Origin of the sequence: Bradyrhizobium sp. 1, assembly GCF_023073315.1 — a bacterium.
In the GTDB taxonomy this organism is placed as follows: domain Bacteria; phylum Pseudomonadota; class Alphaproteobacteria; order Rhizobiales; family Xanthobacteraceae; genus Bradyrhizobium.
Genome location: NZ_JADPJH010000033.1, coordinates 25,658 through 44,416 on the forward strand (window position 1 = coordinate 25,658; position 18,759 = coordinate 44,416).

21 protein-coding genes are annotated in these 18,759 nt (G+C 63.7%); 16 read left to right on the plus strand and 5 right to left on the minus strand.

The window, feature by feature from the left end:
* Positions 1-25: 25 nt before the first annotated feature.
* A complete protein-coding gene (locus tag IVB29_RS25150; protein WP_247506095.1) occupies positions 26-919 on the plus strand; it encodes a LysR family transcriptional regulator in 894 nt (297 codons plus the stop codon).
* Between the two features lie 226 nt (positions 920-1,145).
* Here the strand turns inward: IVB29_RS25150 and IVB29_RS25155 are convergent, their stop codons facing one another.
* Entirely contained in the window at positions 1,146-1,355 is a 210-nt protein-coding gene (locus tag IVB29_RS25155) for a hypothetical protein (protein WP_346731301.1), read from the minus strand.
* A gap of 362 nt (positions 1,356-1,717) precedes the next feature.
* Here IVB29_RS25155 and IVB29_RS25160 point away from each other — a divergent pair, with 362 nt between their 5' ends.
* Both IVB29_RS25160 and IVB29_RS25165 read left to right on the plus strand, forming a co-directional pair.
* Positions 1,718-2,338: a hypothetical protein gene (locus tag IVB29_RS25160; RefSeq protein ID WP_247506096.1), complete on the plus strand. Its 621-nt coding sequence runs from the start codon at positions 1,718-1,720 to the stop codon at positions 2,336-2,338.
* Positions 2,335-4,398: a hypothetical protein gene (locus IVB29_RS25165; RefSeq protein WP_247506097.1), complete on the plus strand. Its 2,064-nt coding sequence runs from the start codon at positions 2,335-2,337 to the stop codon at positions 4,396-4,398. Before IVB29_RS25160 ends, IVB29_RS25165 begins: the two co-directional genes overlap by 4 nt.
* A 19-nt stretch (positions 4,399-4,417) precedes the next feature.
* Here IVB29_RS25165 and guaA read toward each other — a convergent pair whose 3' ends face one another.
* Positions 4,418-6,016: a glutamine-hydrolyzing GMP synthase gene (guaA, locus tag IVB29_RS25170; RefSeq protein WP_247506098.1), complete on the minus strand. Its 1,599-nt coding sequence runs from the start codon at positions 6,014-6,016 to the stop codon at positions 4,418-4,420.
* Positions 6,017-6,164: 148 nt separating this feature from the next.
* Between guaA and IVB29_RS25175 the strand changes: the two genes are divergently transcribed.
* Positions 6,165-6,536 carry a nuclear transport factor 2 family protein gene (locus IVB29_RS25175; protein WP_247506099.1) on the plus strand — a complete coding sequence of 124 codons (372 nt, stop codon included), beginning with the start codon at positions 6,165-6,167 and terminating at the stop codon, positions 6,534-6,536.
* 35 nt (positions 6,537-6,571) lie between these two features.
* Here IVB29_RS25175 and IVB29_RS25180 read toward each other — a convergent pair whose 3' ends face one another.
* On the minus strand, positions 6,572-7,024 hold the full coding sequence (locus tag IVB29_RS25180) for a helix-turn-helix domain-containing protein (protein ID WP_247506100.1): 453 nt from the start codon (positions 7,022-7,024) through the stop codon (positions 6,572-6,574).
* A 94-nt stretch (positions 7,025-7,118) separates the two neighbouring features.
* Between IVB29_RS25180 and IVB29_RS25185 the strand changes: the two genes are divergently transcribed.
* From IVB29_RS25185 to IVB29_RS25195, 3 genes are all read left to right on the plus strand, one after another.
* Positions 7,119-8,369, plus strand: a complete 1,251-nt coding sequence (locus IVB29_RS25185; protein WP_247506101.1) for an MFS transporter — start codon at positions 7,119-7,121, stop codon at positions 8,367-8,369.
* 78 nt (positions 8,370-8,447) lie between these two features.
* The gene (locus IVB29_RS25190; RefSeq protein ID WP_247506102.1) at positions 8,448-8,780 is read left to right on the plus strand and encodes a DHCW motif cupin fold protein; all 333 of its coding nucleotides are present in this window, start codon (positions 8,448-8,450) and stop codon (positions 8,778-8,780) included.
* 264 nt (positions 8,781-9,044) lie between these two features.
* Entirely contained in the window at positions 9,045-9,254 is a 210-nt protein-coding gene (locus IVB29_RS25195; protein WP_008141931.1) for a cold-shock protein, read from the plus strand.
* Between the two features lie 214 nt (positions 9,255-9,468).
* Here IVB29_RS25195 and IVB29_RS25200 read toward each other — a convergent pair whose 3' ends face one another.
* Both IVB29_RS25200 and IVB29_RS25205 read right to left on the minus strand, forming a co-directional pair.
* The gene (locus IVB29_RS25200) at positions 9,469-10,767 is read right to left on the minus strand and encodes an RsmB/NOP family class I SAM-dependent RNA methyltransferase (protein WP_247506103.1); all 1,299 of its coding nucleotides are present in this window, start codon (positions 10,765-10,767) and stop codon (positions 9,469-9,471) included.
* A 34-nt stretch (positions 10,768-10,801) separates the two neighbouring features.
* Positions 10,802-11,224: an MAPEG family protein gene (locus IVB29_RS25205; protein WP_247506104.1), complete on the minus strand. Its 423-nt coding sequence runs from the start codon at positions 11,222-11,224 to the stop codon at positions 10,802-10,804.
* 159 nt (positions 11,225-11,383) lie between these two features.
* Between IVB29_RS25205 and IVB29_RS25210 the strand changes: the two genes are divergently transcribed.
* The 9 genes from IVB29_RS25210 (at position 11,384) to IVB29_RS25250 (ending at position 18,734) form a co-directional block, all read left to right on the plus strand.
* Positions 11,384-12,019: an acriflavin resistance protein gene (locus IVB29_RS25210; protein ID WP_247506105.1), complete on the plus strand. Its 636-nt coding sequence runs from the start codon at positions 11,384-11,386 to the stop codon at positions 12,017-12,019.
* 68 nt (positions 12,020-12,087) lie between these two features.
* Positions 12,088-12,930, plus strand: a complete 843-nt coding sequence (locus IVB29_RS25215; protein ID WP_247506106.1) for a metallophosphoesterase — start codon at positions 12,088-12,090, stop codon at positions 12,928-12,930.
* 142 nt (positions 12,931-13,072) lie between these two features.
* Positions 13,073-14,368 carry an alanine racemase gene (locus tag IVB29_RS25220; protein ID WP_247506107.1) on the plus strand — a complete coding sequence of 432 codons (1,296 nt, stop codon included), beginning with the start codon at positions 13,073-13,075 and terminating at the stop codon, positions 14,366-14,368.
* An 8-nt stretch (positions 14,369-14,376) separates the two neighbouring features.
* Complete coding sequence (locus IVB29_RS25225) at positions 14,377-15,036, plus strand: amino acid ABC transporter permease (RefSeq protein WP_247506108.1); 660 nt, start codon at positions 14,377-14,379, stop codon at positions 15,034-15,036.
* Between the two features lie 9 nt (positions 15,037-15,045).
* Entirely contained in the window at positions 15,046-15,696 is a 651-nt protein-coding gene (locus IVB29_RS25230) for an amino acid ABC transporter permease (RefSeq protein WP_247506109.1), read from the plus strand.
* Positions 15,683-16,411 (plus strand): amino acid ABC transporter ATP-binding protein, encoded by a 729-nt coding sequence (locus tag IVB29_RS25235; RefSeq protein WP_247506110.1) that lies wholly within the window; start codon positions 15,683-15,685, stop codon positions 16,409-16,411. Before IVB29_RS25230 ends, IVB29_RS25235 begins: the two co-directional genes overlap by 14 nt.
* A gap of 32 nt (positions 16,412-16,443) precedes the next feature.
* Complete coding sequence (locus tag IVB29_RS25240) at positions 16,444-17,241, plus strand: transporter substrate-binding domain-containing protein (RefSeq protein ID WP_247506111.1); 798 nt, start codon at positions 16,444-16,446, stop codon at positions 17,239-17,241.
* A 58-nt stretch (positions 17,242-17,299) separates the two neighbouring features.
* On the plus strand, positions 17,300-17,644 hold the full coding sequence (locus IVB29_RS25245) for a RidA family protein (protein ID WP_027557462.1): 345 nt from the start codon (positions 17,300-17,302) through the stop codon (positions 17,642-17,644).
* A gap of 58 nt (positions 17,645-17,702) precedes the next feature.
* Positions 17,703-18,734, plus strand: a complete 1,032-nt coding sequence (locus tag IVB29_RS25250; protein ID WP_247506112.1) for a succinylglutamate desuccinylase/aspartoacylase family protein — start codon at positions 17,703-17,705, stop codon at positions 18,732-18,734.
* Positions 18,735-18,759: the final 25 nt, after the last annotated feature.

Here is an 18,759-nt window from a genome sequence, read left to right on the forward strand (position 1 = left end):
AGCAACCAAATGTATTGAATAAAGCATGGACACTCTGCGCGCCGCCGTCGTCGTTCTCCGTGTTGCCGAGGCCGGCTCCTTCGCCGGGGCCGCGCGCGAGCTCGGCGTGACCCCGGCCGCAATTGCCCGCCTCGTCGGCCGCTTCGAGGCCACGCATGGTGCGCGCCTGTTCCGCCGCTCGACCCGCGCACTCTCCCTCACACCCGACGGTGAGCGCTTCCTCGCCGAGGTCCGAGGCCCGGCCCTCGCACTCGCGGCGGCCGCCAGCCGTCTCGGCGCACCAGTAGGGGTCGCGGGTACGGTGCGCGTGACCGCAGCCGCCTCCCTCGCTCCGCCCCTGCTGCGCGCCTTGGCCTCGCTTCTGGAGCGCTACCCGGCCCTGCGCGTGGAGTTGGCCCTCGATGACCACTTCGCCGACCTCGGCGGCGGCCGCTGGGATCTCGCGGTGCGGATCGCGCCCCGGATCGCCGACGCCAGTCTCCTCGCCCGGCGCCTTGCGCCGTTGCCGCTCGTCACCCTTGCCGCGCCCGCCTATCTCGCCAGGCACGGGATGCCTCTAACGCCTGATGATCTCGCAAAGCACCGGCTGATCGGCCTGCGTTTTCCGGCGACGGGACGGGTGATGCCCTGGCTGTTCCGCGCACCGGGCGGCACGCGTCGCCTCCAGCCCGATTTCGCACTGACCGTGGACGGTTCGGATGCCCTGCGCGCAGCGACGGTGCTTGGGGCCGGGATCGGGCAGGTTGGCTCGGAGGGAACGGCAGCCCTCCTCGGCGCGCGCGGTCTCGTGACGGTCCTCGACGCCTACGCACCGCCTCCTTGGGCCGTGTGGATGTTGCGCGCACCGGGGCCCGCAGGATCGGCGCTTGCCGCAGTCATGGACGCGTTCGTCACGGCGTTTCGGCGGAAGAAGAAATGACAACAGAGGCGATGGGCCGTGCCGGACGGGCGGACGCTTACCGGCCTTCCACTTTTCGTCATTCCACGGGCGGGCGGCCCACCGTGCTGCAGTGTTCAGTCAAGGGCAGTGCCACACGAGCCGGATGATGGACGGGACGGCAACGTACACGCCGTCGCGGTCGCCGCGCCCACCCGGTGCAGCACGTCGATGCTGTCGGTGGTCTCCTCCAGCATGTTTGCGAATGTCATGGGGCCACCCGTCCATCCATCATGGTCGAGATCGACGCGCCGATATCATACCACTCCCAGGGTAGCACCAATGCCCCGCCCCGAACATTCACGGTCGGCACCAGCTGGCCGATGTCGCTCAAGACCCAGCGGAGTTCGGGGAAGCTGCGGAAGGAGCCGTTCTGGAAGGTGATGGTGCGGTCCGGGGACGGCCGGAAGCCGCGCATTCAGCCGAGAGGCTCGGGATCGTGGAGGTGGAAAGTGGTTGGGTGGAGACGGCCGACATGGACACAGGCTCCGGAAAGGCAACGCCAAGTAGCACGGCGCAGCAGCCTGCGTCCAAATGGCGAAGCAGACAAATTAACGAACCACGTACGCTACCGCGCTTCCGCTTTTTTTCCCGAAGGCACTACTCATTGGTTGCAACAGCCTCTAATCTCACCCTGTGTCAGGCAAAAAAACGCAATTCGGTCAGTTCGTGCACTCCGCTCCAGCATTGGCAGGCGGAATCGGACTTACCCACGTTACTGATTGCGTAAACCTAAGCAGCGTACTGGATTCCGGCAAACTTGAGCCACGTCCTTGCGGCATGTTCAAGAAAGAACTTCTCTACCTTTTCTATGGTCGGCCAGCCTATCGCCGCAACTGGGATGGAGAAGCAACTTCAAATCTCGGCTATGCCCGCATTTGCTTTATCTTTCGTGAAGATGTCGCGCAAATGGCCAGCCGCATTTTTCCCTTTGACAGCGGCGGCTTTGAACGTTTCAAGCACGCGTTCCACGACACGCTTGAGATAGGAGATTTTGAGGTCGATCCCAGCGTTTCACCCCGTCAAGTCATTGCCGCGTTTTATGATGATTTCGTTGGATACTATTGGATGAAGCCTACCCAAGGCCGGACCTTTCCTTTGAGTCAGAATGTGGCTGAATCATATTACAAGCTGATCACGGGCAACCTGAAGGAACAGTTTGACGACCGTTGCGCGGCAATCGAGGTACAACTGGAACAACCCCTCCCTCTTGCTGATAAAGTCCTTGCTGTCATAGGCCCCAACCAAATGTTCGATGACGATACTCTAATGAAGCAATTGAAAGCATGGGGGGCCGAACCAAGAGGTTATAAGCTGCCAACACTATTCAATCCGGCAGAAATAGGAGGAAGATTGGTCGACGAAGTTGAGCGCTTTTTGCTTGAAAAGGGCTACCTATGACGGATGCCCCAAACACCGCCAAAGCAGTTGGCGGCTTCAATCTCACCGCGCAACCCCTGGGATTTCTTCAGCCGTTGTTTGCCGGTGATTACGGGGACAATAAAACGTACATCCAACGTCTCGATGATCTTACGACAATCTCTTGTTTCGATGCGGTTGCATGGCCGGAGCGTGACACCGTCGTATTTGATGATCCAGCATTTGGGACTGTGAACGAAGAGAGCCTGTGGTCTTTCGCATTCCCGAATGAACGCCCGCTTGTTCTACCTTGGACCAAATTCCGCGAGTTTATTGCTGAGCGCATTGAGACAAGTGCTTTCGCCGACCATCCACTGCTTCAATTTGACCTTGTCCAGACTCTCGACCTTAACGAAAGCAAACCGGCAATCTTCAGCCGCGCATTTCGTGCCTACTCCCGCGCGGGCGAAGATGTAGCCGAACGATGGCGAGATCGCGCAATAGCGGAGCCCGAGCTAATCCATGCACTTCGTGCCGCCGGCATCCACTCACCAGACCTAAAACGCTCGCTCAGGACAAGCATTGAGGGAGGGGTTGCGAGGATTGAGTTATCAAATTTAGAGCCGGCGGCGGCAGCACTTCTCGAAAAGGCGTACAGGGCCATTGCACAACGCTACGAACAAATATTTCCGAAGGTGCAGACAGTTGAGATACTACCAAGGCGCAGAAGCGAGAGTCTTCCAATTCGCGAAGATAAGCCGATTACCATTATTCTCATCGGCAAGCTAGGCGGCGGAGAGTTTGACGGTTCAGCCGTCTACGACCGAGAGATCGACGTCATCAGGGCCGATCATCTATCAAGCCATCTTCGTCGAAGAAAACCATCCTCGCTATTAATCGCGCTCGGCCGTCAAACAGATTGGCCGCAGATCGTGGATGTTGGGCACAGCATCAAGCACCTTCGTTCTCTGGCCGTAATCCTAAGCGCCGCGAACGAGCCGATGGCAAGCGACGGTGATCTCCAACTAGAGATAGCGATTCCATCTATATTAACCTTCGCCCTCGCTCCCAAATTTACCCGAAAGGCGACCCCACTCAAATCGATCAGACCGTTGCTTGATATCTTTTCTCTCTCGAGCCGACGATCGCGGACATCTTTCGAAATTGAGCGAATGCCCGCGAGGCACTGCCTGCTCTTACGCGAAGAGATTCGTCACGACATTGACGCCAATGAGATTGGGTGCCGACTAGCAGCACGAGCAATTAGAGGCGGGGTGCGCCCGGGAGCTCGTATTGAGGTCTTCGCTGACGAATCGCCAACGAAGACTAAGGTCGATGATTGGGAAAGCATCTTCGAACCCATATTTTTAACATCGTACCCTAGCGAGGGACCGCTACCCAAACATGGAGCCCAGTCCTATCTTACTTTGCTCGCTGATCGCTCGTTCTCAAAACCGATATCTCAAGCCGAGGCTCTGCGAGAGGGTATCGCAGAGCTTTTGATGATGAGAGGATGGCGCGTCAAAAGGGATGAGAAGCATCTCGATATCTCCGCCGAAAGCAGAGAGTTTTCTGCAATTATTGTTGAACGACGAGAGGACATACCGGCAGAAGGCCGCGCCTTGCAGCGCCCGTCGTTTGGTCGTTCACATCTTCTGGTTATCCACGTAAGCCCCAATCGAGAGGCACTCCTTATTGGCAATCGCGGGCAATATAGTCACATAACAATCGAGGACATTTCGCTGATGCGGCCGGACTCGCAATGGCTATGGCCCGTGCTCCGTCGGCAGTTAGATTCCCGTCCTGCTAAAGCTTCACTTGCGGCGCTGCGCTTAGCATCATCATTGGCTGTGGAAGCCATTAGCATGGAACGAATTGTATATTCTGCCAATCACCGGGACGGCTCACTTGATCAGCTTGTATCTCTTCTTGAAGCTGATGATTGCGAGCGTTTCGTCAGTTTTATTCCAAAAGGTTCCGATCGGGATGAAGGTTTGCGCCTTCTAGTGCGAGGCCGCGAATTGTCGACGACCATCGCTGTCGACCCAGAGTTGATCTTGAGCATTGAGGACGATGGCCCAGCGATCGTTCTCGACTGGTGAAACCTCGCGATCCAATTCCCTACTCCCACTCAATCGTCCCAGGCGGCTTGCTGGTCACGTCGTACACCACCCGGTTCACGCCCTTCACCTCGTTGATGATGCGCGTCGCGGTCTCGCCCAGGAATTTCATGTCGAACTGGTAGAAGTCCGCGGTCATGCCGTCGGTTGAGGTCACCGCGCGCAAGCCCACGACGAAGTCGTAGGTGCGGCCGTCGCCCATGACGCCGACGGTCTTGACCGGGAGCAGCACGGCAAAAGCCTGCCAGATGTCGTCGTAGAGGCCGTGCTTGCGGATCTGGTCGATGTAGACGGCATCGGCCTTGCGCAGGATGTCGAGTTTTTCGCGGGTGATGTCGCCGGGGCAGCGGATGGCAAGGCCCGGGCCCGGGAACGGGTGGCGGCCGACGAAGATTTCGGGCAGGCCGAGCTCGCGGCCGAGCTTGCGCACCTCGTCCTTGAACAGCTCGCGCAGGGGCTCGACGAGCTTCATGTTCATGCGCTCGGGAAGGCCGCCGACATTGTGGTGCGACTTGATCGTCACCGAGGGGCCGCCGGTGAAGGAGACGCTCTCGATCACGTCGGGGTAGAGCGTACCTTGCGCCAGGAAGTCCGCGCCGCCGATCTTCTTCGCCTCCGCCTCGAACACCTCGATGAAGAGGCGGCCGATGGTCTTGCGCTTGGTTTCGGGGTCGGTGACGCCTTCGAGCTCGCCGAGGAATTGCTTGGACGCATCCACATGCACGAGCGGGATGTTGTAGTGATGGCGGAACAGCTCGACCACGGTTTTGGCTTCATCAAGACGCAGCATGCCGTGATCGACGAACACGCAAGTGAGCTGGTCGCCGATCGCTTCGTGGATCAGCACGGCGGCCACGGCTGAATCGACGCCGCCGGAGAGGCCGCACAGCACCTTGCCCTTGCCGACCTGGGCGCGGATCTTTGCGATCTCCTCCTCGCGGAAGGCGCGCATGGTCCAGTCGCCGGAGAGGCCGGCGATCTTGCGGACGAAATTGCGGATCAGTTTTGCGCCGTCGGGCGTGTGCACCACTTCGGGATGGAACATCAGGCCGTAATACTTGCGCGTCTCGTCCTGGATGATCGCGAACGGCGCGTTCGGCGAGGTGCCGGCGACGGAGAAGCCCGGCGGCATTTTCGTGATGCGGTCGCCATGGCTCATCCAGACCTGATGTTTGCCACCGAGAGACCAAGTGTCCTCGAACAGCTTGCTCGGCGCCTTGACCTCGACATCGGCGCGGCCGAATTCGCGGTGATGGCCGCCCTCGACGGTGCCGCCGAGCTGCTCCGCCATGGCCATCTGGCCGTAGCAGATGCCGAGCACGGGCACGCCGGAGGCGAAGATCAATTGCGGCGCGCGGGGCGAGCCGGCCTCATGCACCGACTCGGGGCCGCCGGAGAGGATCACCGCTTTCGGCTTCATCTCGTTGAAGGCTTGTTCGGCCTTGTTGAACGGGACGATCTCGCAATAGACGCCGTCCTCGCGCACGCGACGCGCAATGAGCTGCGTCACCTGGCTGCCGAAGTCGACGATGAGAATCTTGTCATGCGCCGAGGCCACGGAGGGCGTCGACGCGGAGCGGTCGTGCTGTGCTGCTGTCATGGCAAGCAAATACGCGACGGGGGCTTTTCCCGCAACCGCGCGCGCCGCGCGCCCACATCCTTCTTTGGGCATGGACAAGTGGATATAGGTCAGTATTATTGACCTATATGTGCCAGACATCACATAGGCACAATCAGGGAGCCCATTTATGTCACTGCACCATCAGCCATCGACGCTTGCCGCGCTCGGCCGGACCTGGGTCGCGGCCTGGAATACGCGCGATCTCGAGCGTGTGCTCGCGCTCTATGCCGAGGACACCGTGATGACGTCCGACCGGATCCCGGAGTTGGGGTTCGATGCCAGCGGCACCGTGCGCGGCAAGGAGAGCTTACGGGCCTATTGGGGCAAGGGGCTCAAGCTGATCCCGAACCTGCATTTCACGATCATCGACGTGTACGTCAGCCCGGATAGCCTCGTGGTGTTTTACGAGAACGAGCGCGGCAAGAAGATCTGCGAGTATCTGCGGGTGAACGATGCCGGGCTGATCGTGCAGGGGTCGGCGAACCATCTGCCGCATTGATTTCGCGATCCCGGCTAAGGAAGGGCGGCGCGACTTCAGCGCTTGCGCGCGCCGGCCTTTCGCACCCGGGTCTCAGACCATGTCAGCGGCCGGCCGGTCCGCGACGGCAGCACCAGCTGCCCGACCGGCTGGCCCGCCTGATCGACCAGGTCGGAATGCGCTTCGCCGCGCGCGTAGAGATGTGCTTCGCCCCATTGGCGCAAGCCGACGATCACCGGAAACAGGTCCCGCCCCCGCTTCGTCAGCGCGTATTCCTGATAGGCGCTGCCGTCGGAGGCCGGAACCAGCTCGAGCACGTCCAGCTCCACCAGCTTCTGCAGACGCGCGCTGAGCATGCCCTTGGCAATGCCGAGGTTCTTCTGGAAGTCGCCGAACCGCCGCAGCCCGTCGAGGGCGTCCCGCACGATCAGCAGCGACCACCAGTCGCCGATGGCGTCCAGCCCACGCGCCACCGGGCAATCAGCTTTGGAAAAACCGGTCCTCTTCATACTCTCCTCCAGCCTGGTCCTAAAATAAGACTAGACAGGGCGGCACGCAACTGGTCCTATTATAAGACCAACCTGGACGTGCCGGAGACGACGCATGACAAGCAATGATCTCGCCAAAGGAGACCCGAAGACCATTGCCGGAGCGGCAGGGCGTGGGCTTTCCCCCGCGATGGCGCTGCTGTTCGCGCTGGCCTGCGGCCTCAGCGTCGCCAACATCTATTTTGCCCAGCCGCTGCTGGACGCGATCGCCCGCGACCTCGGCATCACCCCCGCCGCGATCGGCATGGTGGTGACCTTCACGCAGATCGGCTACGCGTTGGGCCTGATTTTGATCGTGCCGCTCGGCGACCTCTGGGATCGCCACCGCCTGATCGCCGGCCAGATCGCGCTGTCGGCGATCGGCCTCGTGATCGTCGGCACGGCCTCGCACGCCGCGGTGCTGCTCGCGGGACTGACCTTGGTCGGCGTGCTCGCCGTCGTCGTCCAAATCCTCGTCGCCTTTGCCGCGACGCTGGCGACGCCGCACGGGCGCGGTCGTGCCATCGGCACCGTCACCAGCGGCGTCGTCGGGGGAATTCTGCTGGCGCGCTTCGTCTCGGGCGCGCTGGCCGATATCGGCGGCTGGCGCATGGTCTATCTGGTCTCGGCCGGGTTCATGCTCGCCATGGCTGTATTGCTGCTGCGTATCCTGCCCCGCGAACCGCAAGCCACGCTGGCCGGCTCCTCGTATCTATCGCTGTTGCGGTCGATGGCGGCGCTGTTCGTTGCGGAACCGATCCTGCGCGAGCGCGCGCTGTTCGCGTTCCTGATCTTCGCCGATCTCAACGTGTTCTGGACCTCGATCGTGCTGCCGCTCTCGGCGCCCCCTTTCGCGCTGTCGCACACAACGATCGGGCTGCTCGGAATAGCAGGCTTCGCCGGAGCACTCGGGGCGCGCAATGCCGGGCGCCTTGCCGATCTTGGATGGGCCCAACGCACCACCGGACTGTCGCTGATGCTGATGCTCGCCGCCTGGGCCGCGATCGCCTGCCTGCACACCTCGCTCTGGTTCCTCATTGCCGGCGTGATCATGCTGGATCTCGGGCTCCAGGCTGTCCATGTGACCAGCCAGAGCCTGATCGTCGCCGCGCGTCCCGACGCGGCAAGCCGGCTGGTCGGGGGCTACATGGTGTTCTATTCGATCGGCAGTGCGGTCGGCGGACTGGCGTCGACAATGGTGTATGCCGCGGCCGGCTGGACCGGCGTCTGCGTGCTCGGTGCCGGGCTCAGCGCCGCCGCGCTGCTGGTCTGGGTGATCACCGCGAGCAGGATGCGAATGCCGGCGGGCTGCGCGCTGGCGCCTTAGCCGCGCCTGCAAGGGACAAGACTTGCGGTGGGCGCATGCGCTAACACTCCGTCCGCCGGCTCTGACACAGGATTCCCCATGAAACTCCCCACCTCCCCCTTCACCGTCACCGACTGGAGCAAGGTCGAGCCGACCACGCATGCGGGCGAAACCGGCCAAGCGCTGTGGCGCACGCTCAATATCGGCGAACTCCGGGTGCGGATGGTCGAGTATTCGCCGGGCTATCTCGCCGACCATTGGTGCGACCGCGGGCACGTGATCTACGTGGTCAAGGGCGAGCTCTGTTCGGAGCTGCGCGACGGGCGCAAGTTCAAGCTGAGGGCGGGGATGAGCTACCAGGTCTCGGACTTCGGCGATGCCGCGCACCGGTCCTCGACGGCGTCAGGCGCGACGCTTTTCATCGTCGATTGAGGCACGCGGAACGGTTAATTTGCACTGCAAAATAGCAAAGTCATCCGATGTACCGGGTGACGGGTGGTGCCTTGAAGTGGCCCAAAATCTCGCTATAATGTGATCATCGATACTTGGCCGAACGACTGGGCCGCTTCGCCTCGTCTAAGACAGGCGCGCACGCCAGATGACTTCTCCAAAACATCGACTCATCAGGGTTATGGGCGCAGTGGTGCGTACCGGCTCGCGTGCGTACCCTCATCTAACTAACTAAGGAAAATTCCCATGGCTATGGGCACCGTGAAGTGGTTCAACACCCAAAAGGGTTATGGTTTCATCCAGCCGGATGACGGCCAGAAAGACGTGTTCGTGCACATCAGCGCCGTCGAGCGCGCTGGCCTCTCCTCCCTCAACGAGGGTCAGAAGGTCTCGTTCGACATCGTCGCCGATCGTCGCAGCGGCAAGTCGTCGGCTGACAATCTCCGCGTCGGCTAATCGCCCGCGCCATGGCGTTCTGACCACGGACGTACCGGCAGAGCGCCAGATTTAGAAAGCCCCGCGAGCTTCGGTTCGCGGGGTTTTTGTTTGTGGGGATGGTGGCGCGTCATACGCGGTGCCGTAGGGTGGGCAAAGGCGCGTTCTTGGCGCCGTGCCCACCACTTTTCCACTGCGAATGGTGGGCACGCTACGCTTTGCCCACTCTACGGACCTACGCCTTCTTCAACATCGAGACAAAAAACCCGTCCGTCCCGGTGCGGCGCGGCGTCATCAGCCAGCCCTCCGCCGACTGCATCGCGGCTTGCGCAAAATCTTCCGCCTTGTCCCAGAGCACGCTCGCGGTCTGCTCGGGCGGCACGACCGCGAATTCCGGATGGCGGCCGATGAACGCCCTCACCTGCTCGCCGTTCTCCTCCGCCAGCACCGAGCAGGTGATGTAGGCGATGCGACCGCCGGTCTGCACCAGCGGCACCGCGCGCTCCAGCACCTCGACCTGGTCCCGCAGGCGGATCTCCAATGCGCCCGGACGCATGCGCCATTTGGCGTCGGGGTTGCGGCGCCAGGTTCCGGTTCCCGTGCAGGGCGCGTCGATCACGACGAGGTCGGCTGAAGCACGAATGTCGGCCAGCGGATCGGCATCGCCCTTGGGCGTGCGGACATCGGCATTGTGGACGCCGGCGCGCGACAGGCGTTCGTGGATCGGTACGAGCTGCCGCTTGTCGCTGTCGGTCGCGATCAGGCGGCCCTTGCCCTGCATCATCGCCGCGAGCGCCAATGTCTTGCCGCCGGCACCGGCGCAGAGATCAATCACCTGCTCGCCGGGTTTTGCTGCGGTCAAAGCGGCCGCCAGCTGCGATCCCTCATCCTGAACTTCAACGGCGCCCTTGATGAAATCCTCTTCCGCCTGGACGCCGGGGTTGCGCGCATCAGCCGAAAGCGCGATGCGCAAGCCGTTTGCGGACCACGGCGTCGGTTCAGCATGAAGATGAGCCAGCGCCTTCAGCACCTTGTCGCGGTTGGACTTTAGCGTGTTGACGCGCAGATCGAGCGGCGCCCGGCTCGCCATCGCGGTTGCCTCCGCAATGCGGTCCCCGCCAAACACTTTTGCAAAGTACGGATCAAGCCAGTCCGGATAGTCGCCCGCGACCGCGGCCGGCGCATCCTTCAGGGAGCGCGACGCGAGCGCCGCCTGCTCGGCCTCGGTCAGCGGCGCCGGCGCAAAGCGGCCACCGTCGAACAAGGCGGCCATGGTCGCCGCGTCCATGTTGCGCTCGAGGCGGAGCATGCCGATCAGTCGCGCGCGTGCGGTATCGGCGTCCATCAGATACGCGCTCGAGGCGTAGCGGCGCAGCACGTCCCAGACGAGGCCGGCGATCGCGGCGCGGTCGCCCGAGCCGGCGAAGCGGTGCGCGGTGCCCCACTCCTTCAGCGCCTTGGCGGCGGGCACGCGGTCCTTCTCGATGGTGTCGATCAGTTCGATGGCTGCGGACAGCCGGGCAGCGGGAGTCATTTGAATCTTTCGGTTCAGGATTGGCGCGCAAGCGTCAGATCAGCAACAGCATCTTCAGCGCGAAGTAGATCCACATCGCGAGCAGCACCAGCACACCGGCGAGCCAGACCGTGGAGCGGCGGCCGAGATCGTTCGAGGAGACGAACACGCCGGCATGGGCAAAGCGCGTCACCACGAACACCCAGGACATCAGCACGATGAAGAGATCGGCATGGCGCAAGGGCAGCGCCAGCGCGATCAGGGTGTAGAACAGCAACGGCAGCTCGAACTGGTTGCGGTAGCAATTGGCGATCTGGGTGGCGCCCTGCGGCCAGTTCGGCTCGCCAAGCGCAATGTCGCGGATCTTGGTCTCGCCCGAGACCAGCGCCTTCCGGCGCCCGAACACCATGCCGATCAGGAGCGCGAAGGTAAGGCCGACCTGCACGAAGACAGGCAGCAGGACCATTTGGATGGACATCGGAACTTTCCCGTAAGGCGGAATGCCGCGAGCCGTCATTAGCCGCGACCGCTGGCGCTGACAATCAACGAGTTGAACCGGCGTTCCATATCTTGCGACCAACCACCGATAGTTAAAGCGATTTTGGTCCCTTTTCGGGGCCTGAGGCGAGCATCCGCCATGAACACCCTTCTCAGCCAGATCGCCGGCCTGATGAGCTCTTTGGCCGAATCCGCTGACGGCCAGCTCGGCATCCTGATGTCGGCGCTATCAGGGATCGCGACGGCGCTGGCAGTTGCGCTGGCGCTGACGGTTTATTTCCGCATGGGCTACCGCACATGGCGCGACGTCGTCAGGCATGGCCTGGCTACGCTCACCGCCGTCGCCCTGTTCGGCTTCGCCGCCTACGACATGCGCCACGCCGCGCTGGCCTATCTCGGCCTCAATCCATCCAAACCCGCGGTCGAGTTCGAGATCCGCATGCCCAGGGAGACTCTGACCGCGGCGTCCGATAGCCAGATCGAGCTGCACACCGACCGCAACCAGACGCTGGCGCTGGTCGACGGCGTGCGCGACCTCGCCGACGGGCGCGCGGTGTTGCGCGGCGCGGTGGCGCTCAACCACCGCACCGCCGACCGCGTGCTGGTCGTGAACCTGCCCGGCAAGGGCACGTTCGAATTCCGCCTCCGCCTGTCCGCCGAACCGCATCGCTCCGAGCAGTTCGGCCCCTGGCATCTCGCCGACCGCATCGCTTCGCCGGGCGCGGGCGCGGCCGTGCAGCAGGACGCCTACACTATCCGCTATCGCGTGCTTTAAACTTTGTTCGATCACGGATGACGCGTGCGCGTCATCGTTCCGACGTTTGGCCGCGCGATACTTCGTGCATGTCCGAATTTCGCCTCACCCAGATTTCCGACACGCATCTCGGCCGGCGCTTTCCCGGCCTGATCGCCAACTTCCAGCGCGTCTGCGAGCACATCGATGCGAACAGACCCGATCTCGTCATCAACACCGGTGACGTCTCCTTCGACGGGCCCACAAGTCGCGACGATGTCGAATTCGCGAAAAGCCTGCACGACGCGCTGCCCGTCGCCTGCCGCACCATCCCCGGCAATCACGACATCGGCGACAATCCGACCGCGATCGGGCCGGCGCCGAAACCGCCGGTCACGGAGGCGCACCGCCGGCAATTTTGCGACATCATCGGCGAGGATCATTGGTCGTTCGAGGCCGCGGGCTGGCACTTCATCGGCCTCAACACGCTGGTGATGAATTCGGGCCTCGCCTTCGAGGCCGAGCAGTTCGACTGGCTGGCTTCGGAAGTTGCGCGTGTGAACGGCAAGCCGGTCGCGCTGTTCCTGCACAAGCCGCTGTTCCTCAATTTGCCCGACGACCCAGAGACGCCGGAGACCTCGATCCGCTACGTGCCGCAGCCGGCGCGCGCGCGATTGATCGAGATGTTTGCGCCCATCGATCTGCGCCTCATCGCCAGCGGCCACGTGCACCAGCGCCGCGACTTCACCTGGCGCCACACCCGCCACATCTGGGCGCCGTCGGCCGGCTTCAGGATCAACGACGCGCGTCAGGATCGGATCGCGATCAAGGAGACCGGCCTCGTCGAATACCGCTTCCAGCCCGACAGCTTTGAGGTTCGTCACCTCCGCGCGGCAGGCCAGGTCGATGTCGATATCGAGGAGCTGCTCGTGCAGATGGGCAGCGAGCATTAGCCTAGGCGACGAGCACCATTGCCTACCTCGACACCTCGTTGCATCAAATATGGCCCGGGACTGACTAAAAGAGCCTAATGACAACGTTGTCATTCCGGGATATCGTTCCCTTCAGCGGCCGAGGGCCGCCGAGGGAGCGACGATGCAGTTCTTGTCCCGGTGGGATGGCCAACGCCTTTCGACGACCATTCGGGGCATTCCCCTGGTCGATGGCCTGGCCCCTGAGGACCTCGGCAGTCAGCGATGGTCACCCTCGCGCGGCGATCTTGCCCTGCCCGCCCTTACCCTCGACGAGGCCGCCTTCGCGGCCAATCGCGACCTCTTCCTGACATGGTGCGCGAGCGCCGGCGTTGCGGTTGCGCCCCACGCCAAGACGCCGATGTCGCCGGAACTCGCCCGCTCGCTGCGTGCGGCCGGCGCCTGGGGCACGACGGTCGCGAACATCCAGCAGGCCGCCGTGCTGCTCGCGAGCGGCGAGCGACGCCTGCTGCTGGCCAACGAGATCGGCGGGCTCGCGGCCGGCCGGCGGCTCGGCGCGCTGCTTGGCGCCTATCCCGACGTCGAGTTTCACGCCTTCGCGGATTCACCGGCCGCAGTCGCAGCGCTCGCTGAAGCGGCGCGGGTCGCAAAATGCAGCGAATTGTCCGTGCTGGTCGAGCTCGGTGCGGGCCGCGCCGGCGCCCGTGATCGCACCGCGATCGAGGCGACGATCGCGGCCGTGCTCGCCGCCGACCGGCTCGTGCTCGGCGGCGTCGCGACCTATGAGGGCGCCGCTGCAACAGCCGATGCCGACGCAACGATGCGCGCAATCGCGGCGCTGATGAAACGCACCATCGAGGCCTTCGCCATGGTCCGCGCCGCCGCCCCGCGTCGGCCGCTGATCGTCAGCGCCGGCGGCTCGGCCTATTTCGATGTCGTGACGCGCGCGCTCGCACCGATCGCGCAGGCCGATGGCAATGCCACCGTCCTGTTGCGCTCGGGCGCGCTGTTCTTCGCCGATCACGGCATCTATGCACGCGCCTTCGCCGAGATCGACCGGCGCGGCGGTCTTGTCATCAACGGCGCACGACATTCTGCGTCCGACAGTTTTCGCCCGGCACTCACGCTCTGGGCCGAAGTGCTGTCGCGCCCCGAGACCGGGCTTGCGATCGTCGGCTTCGGCATGCGCGATGCCTCCTTTGACCAAGGGCTGCCGGTGCCGTTGCGCGTGTTCCGCGATGGCATCGAGCAGAACGGGCTCGCCGAAAGCCTGTCGGTCACACGCCTCAACGACCAGCACGCGTTCCTCTCCGTCGCGCCCGAAGCAGCGCTTGCCGTCGGCGACATCATCGCCTTCGGCATCTCACATCCCTGCACCTGCCTCGACCGCTGGCGCGTGATCCTCGCCCTCGACACAGACGGCGTCGTGACGCGCGCCCTCCCCACCCAGTTCGGCTGAGCGCAGCGATGAATTTCCTGCCGCTCTGGCGCTATCAGAACCAGCTCATCGACGGGGCCATCGTCACGCTCGAGCTGACGGTGATCTCGGCGGTATGCGGCCTCCTGATCGGCGTTGCCGGCGCGGTCGCGCTGAACGGCCACATCACGCCGCTGCGCTGGCTGGTGCGCGGTTACATCGAGCTGTTCCGCAACACGCCGTCGCTGATCCAGCTCTTCATCGTCTTCTTCGTGCTGCCGAACTTCGGATTGAAGCTGCCGGCGTTCGAGGCCGCCAGCGTCGCGCTCTCGCTGTATTTCGGCGCCTATTCGGTCGAGATCATCCGCGCCGGCCTCGACTCCATCCCCCGCAACCAGGTCGAAGCCGGCCAGTGCCTCGGGCTATCGGGATGGCAGGTGTTTCGGCACATCGTGCTGCCGCCGGCACTGCGCAACGCCTATCCGGCCGTGACCAGCCAGTTCGTGCTGCTGCTGCTCGGCACCTCGCTGGCCTCGCAGGTCGCCACCGATGAGCTGTTTCATGTCGCGGGCTTCATCGAGAGCCGCACCTATCGCAGCTTCGAGGTCTACGCGGTGATCTGCGTGGTCTATTTCGCCATGGCGATGTCGTTCAAGGCGCTGTTCGCCATCATCGGTGCGGCGGCCTTCCGCTGGCCGCGGCGGCGCTGAGGGCGATCGATGCGATCCTTCTCCCTCATCGATCTCGTCTCGCTCGTTGAAGCCCTGCGCTGGACCGTCGCGCTGGTCGTGCTCGCGCTCGGCTTCGGAGTGCCGCTCGCGCTCGGGCTTGCCATGGGGCGGATCAGCCGTTTCGTAGGCCTGCGCTGGACCATGGCGGCGTGCATCCAGATCATCCAGAGCGTGCCGCTGCTTGGGCTGCTGTTCTTCTTCTATTTCGGCATGCCGATGTTTCTGGGCATCCAGGTGCCCGCGATCATTGCCGTCACCGTCGCCTACACGCTCTACACCGCCGCCTTCCTCGGCGAGATCTGGCGCGGCGGCCTCGAGGCGGTGAAGCAGGCGCAGTGGGAGGCAGGCAGTTGCCTTGGCCTCTCGGCCTGGCAGCAATTCCGCCACATCATCGCGCCGCAGGCGCTGCGGCTGTCGCTGCCGCCGACCGTCGGCTTCCTGGTGCAGCTCATCAAGGGCACCTCGCTCGCCTCGATCATCGGCTTCGTCGAGCTTGCCCGCGCCGGCCAGGTGGTGAGCGCGGCGACGTTCCAGCCACTGCTCACCTACGCGCTGGTCGCTGCGATCTATTTCGCGCTGTGCCTGCCGCTCACGCTCTGGTCCCGCTCTCTGGAGGCCCGCCTCGATGGCTCTCGTTGAAATCCGCGACGTGCACAAGACATTCGGCAAGGTCGAGGTGCTCAAGGGCGTCTCGCTCGACGTCGAGGAAGGCGAGATCGTCACGATCATCGGCCGCTCCGGCTCCGGCAAGTCGACGCTGCTCCGCTGCATCAATGCGCTGGAGAGCGTCGATTCCGGCGAGATCCGCGTCGAGGGCGAGAGGGTCCATGCCAAAATGCCGGACCTGAAAAAGTTTCGCCAGCGCGTCGGCATCGTGTTCCAGGCCTTCAATTTGTTTCCGCATCTGAAGGTCGAGCGCAACATCACGCTCGCGCCGCTCCTCACCGGCCGCACCGAGAAGGCAAAGGCCCGCGCCCTCGCCGAAGACGTGCTCACCCGCGTCGGCCTCGCCGACAAGATCGACGCCTGGCCGGAGCAGCTATCCGGCGGCCAGCAGCAGCGCGTCGCCATCGCGCGCTGCCTCGCGATGGCCCCTCACCTCATGCTGTTCGACGAGGTGACATCGGCACTCGATCCCGAGCTCGTCGGCGAAGTCTTGAAAGTGATGGAGGCGATGGCGAAGCAGGGCATGACCATGATCCTCGTCACCCACGAGATGGGCTTTGCCCGCAACGTCGCCGACCGCATCGTCTTCATGCATCAGGGCCGCGTCTGGGAACAGGGCCCACCAGCAAAACTGTTCGCCAACCCCGAGACCCCCGAGCTCGCAAGCTTCATCGCTTCCGCGAAATGATCAACCCAGCCATCCGCCACCAGGAGAGAGTCATGAGACAGCTGAAGTCCCTCTTTGCGATCGCAGTCACCGCGCTCGCCGTCATTGCTGCGCCGAACCTTGCTCACGCCGACAAGCTGCAAGACGTGCTCGGCTCCGGCAAGCTCCGCATCGGCATCCTGACCGATGCCGCGCCGTGGGGTTTCAAGGACGACAAGGGCGAGATCGCCGGCCTCGATGCCGATCTCGCCAAGCTGATCGCCGCCGACATGGGCGTGAAGCTCGAGCTCGTGCCGGTGACCGGCGCCGCGCGGATCCCGAGCCTGCTCTCCGACAAGATTGACATCCTGATCGCGGGCCTCGGTGCCACGCCCGAGCGCGCCCAGCAGGTGATGTTCTCACAGCCCTACGCGGTGGTGAATCTCGGCGTCTACGGCGCCAAGTCGATTCCGGCTGCCACCGGCAAGAAGCCCGACAATCTCGACGGCCGCAGCGTTGCCGTGGCCAAGGGCTCGACGCTCGACGTCTGGCTCACCGACAACGCGCCGAAGGTGAAGCTGGTGCGCTTCGAAGACACGCCGGCCGCGCTCGCCGCCTACCTTGCAGGACAGGCCGACACCTTCGCCGAGAACAGCGCCATCGCGCTCAAGGTGCAGGACCAGAACCCGACCAAGGAGGTCGAGCTGAAATTCCTGATCCGCCAGTCGCCGGCCCATGTCGGCGTGCGCCAGGGCGAGCAGAATCTGCTCAACTGGATCAACACCGATATCTTCTTCAACAAGCTCAACGGCAAACTCGGCGCGCTGCAATTGAAGTGGTTCAAGGAAGAGCAAACGCTGCCGACGCTGTAAGCCAGCATACGCTCCCGCGCGCGTCGCGGGAGCCACACCTTCACGAGGAGATTTTCAGATGATCAAACGTTACGTCGTGGGTTCGCGCATGAGCCAGGCGGTTGCTGCTGGTGGCATGGTGCATATCGCCGGCCAGGTTGCTGATGACCGCAAGGCCGGCATCGTGTCGCAGACCCAGCAGGTGCTCGCCAAGATCGACGCGCTGCTGAAGGAGGCCGGCTCCGACCGCTCCAAATTGATCGCGGTCAACGTCTTCCTGCCGCACATCATCGACTTCGACACCATGAACTCGGTCTATGACGCCTGGATCGATCCGGCCAATCCGCCGGCGCGCGCCTGCGTCGAGGCTCGCCTTGCCGATCCCGATTTGCGCGTCGAGATGACCGCGGTCGCCTTGCTCTGAAGAGCGTTTCTTCCAACCTTCGGCCGGCGTCGGCGACGACGCGGCCCCGAGGCCTCCCATGCATACCGGACTGTTCCACGACATCGACTTCGAGAAGGACCAGAAATGGTCCGGCCATCTCGGCATTCCCTTCTCGATCGACCGCTCGCCCTACTATCAGCTCAAGATCCCGATCTTCCGGATCAAGAATGGCGCCGGTCCAAAGCTGCTTCTGATGGCCGGCAATCACGGCGACGAATATGAGGGCGAGATCACGCTGACGCGGCTGTATCGCCGGCTCGATGCTGCCGCCATCAAGGGCGAGATCACCATTCTTCCCTTTGCCAATTGGCCCGCCGTGATGGCGGCGCGCCGCCGTTCGCCGCTCGACGAGGGCAATCTCAACCGCGCCTTCCCCGGCGATGCCGCGGGCACGCCGACGTTTCGTCTGGCACATTTCCTCGAGCACGAGCTGTTTCCGCGGCATGACGTCGTGTTCGACATCCACTCCGGTGGCACCTCGATGGCGCACGTGCCTTGCGCGCTGATCGAGCGGCAGGGCCCGCCCGAGATGTTCGGCCACGCGCTGCGCCTGATGGAAGGCCTCGGCATGCCCTTCGCCTTCGTCGCCGAGAACGGCGCGACCGCGCCGACCTCGATGGCGGCGACCGCGCGCGCCGGCGCAATCGGGCTATCGGGCGAATTCGGCGGCGGCGGCACCGTCACGCCGCAGACCATGGCGCTGACCGCGCGCGCGGTCGACCGGCTGCTGCTCGCACTCGGCCTGGTTCAGGCGCCGGTGCTGGGGCCGCATGCGCCGGTCGAGCGCGCCACCGAATTGCTGGCGCTGCAAAGCCACGCACAGGCGGTGTTCGCGACACGGCGCGGCTGGTTCGAGCCCGCCGTCACCGTCGGCGCGCGCGTCGAGGCCGGCGACATCGCCGGCTGGTATCACGACTTCGAGCGACCCGAACTGCCGGAAGAGGTGCTGCGCTTCCCCGCCAACGGCATCGTGATCTCGCAGCGCCTGCACACCGACAGTCAGAGCGGCGACTGCCTGGTCCAGGTCGGCCGTGCCTTGAAGCGCGAGGAGGTTATGACGACAGGCTGAGTTCGATTAGCCTCCTCTTGCATCA

Coding starts and splice junctions, on each gene's coding strand:
- IVB29_RS25150 (WP_247506095.1), top strand. CDS start 26: ATGGACACTCTGCGCGCCGCCGTCGTCGTTCTCCGTGTTGCCGAGGCC.
- IVB29_RS25155 (WP_346731301.1), bottom strand. CDS start 1,355: ATGCGCGGCTTCCGGCCGTCCCCGGACCGCACCATCACCTTCCAGAAC.
- IVB29_RS25160 (WP_247506096.1), top strand. CDS start 1,718: ATGTTCAAGAAAGAACTTCTCTACCTTTTCTATGGTCGGCCAGCCTAT.
- IVB29_RS25165 (WP_247506097.1), top strand. CDS start 2,335: ATGACGGATGCCCCAAACACCGCCAAAGCAGTTGGCGGCTTCAATCTC.
- guaA (WP_247506098.1), bottom strand. CDS start 6,016: ATGACAGCAGCACAGCACGACCGCTCCGCGTCGACGCCCTCCGTGGCC.
- IVB29_RS25175 (WP_247506099.1), top strand. CDS start 6,165: ATGTCACTGCACCATCAGCCATCGACGCTTGCCGCGCTCGGCCGGACC.
- IVB29_RS25180 (WP_247506100.1), bottom strand. CDS start 7,024: ATGAAGAGGACCGGTTTTTCCAAAGCTGATTGCCCGGTGGCGCGTGGG.
- IVB29_RS25185 (WP_247506101.1), top strand. CDS start 7,119: ATGACAAGCAATGATCTCGCCAAAGGAGACCCGAAGACCATTGCCGGA.
- IVB29_RS25190 (WP_247506102.1), top strand. CDS start 8,448: ATGAAACTCCCCACCTCCCCCTTCACCGTCACCGACTGGAGCAAGGTC.
- IVB29_RS25195 (WP_008141931.1), top strand. CDS start 9,045: ATGGCTATGGGCACCGTGAAGTGGTTCAACACCCAAAAGGGTTATGGT.
- IVB29_RS25200 (WP_247506103.1), bottom strand. CDS start 10,767: ATGACTCCCGCTGCCCGGCTGTCCGCAGCCATCGAACTGATCGACACC.
- IVB29_RS25205 (WP_247506104.1), bottom strand. CDS start 11,224: ATGTCCATCCAAATGGTCCTGCTGCCTGTCTTCGTGCAGGTCGGCCTT.
- IVB29_RS25210 (WP_247506105.1), top strand. CDS start 11,384: ATGAACACCCTTCTCAGCCAGATCGCCGGCCTGATGAGCTCTTTGGCC.
- IVB29_RS25215 (WP_247506106.1), top strand. CDS start 12,088: ATGTCCGAATTTCGCCTCACCCAGATTTCCGACACGCATCTCGGCCGG.
- IVB29_RS25220 (WP_247506107.1), top strand. CDS start 13,073: ATGCAGTTCTTGTCCCGGTGGGATGGCCAACGCCTTTCGACGACCATT.
- IVB29_RS25225 (WP_247506108.1), top strand. CDS start 14,377: ATGAATTTCCTGCCGCTCTGGCGCTATCAGAACCAGCTCATCGACGGG.
- IVB29_RS25230 (WP_247506109.1), top strand. CDS start 15,046: ATGCGATCCTTCTCCCTCATCGATCTCGTCTCGCTCGTTGAAGCCCTG.
- IVB29_RS25235 (WP_247506110.1), top strand. CDS start 15,683: ATGGCTCTCGTTGAAATCCGCGACGTGCACAAGACATTCGGCAAGGTC.
- IVB29_RS25240 (WP_247506111.1), top strand. CDS start 16,444: ATGAGACAGCTGAAGTCCCTCTTTGCGATCGCAGTCACCGCGCTCGCC.
- IVB29_RS25245 (WP_027557462.1), top strand. CDS start 17,300: ATGATCAAACGTTACGTCGTGGGTTCGCGCATGAGCCAGGCGGTTGCT.
- IVB29_RS25250 (WP_247506112.1), top strand. CDS start 17,703: ATGCATACCGGACTGTTCCACGACATCGACTTCGAGAAGGACCAGAAA.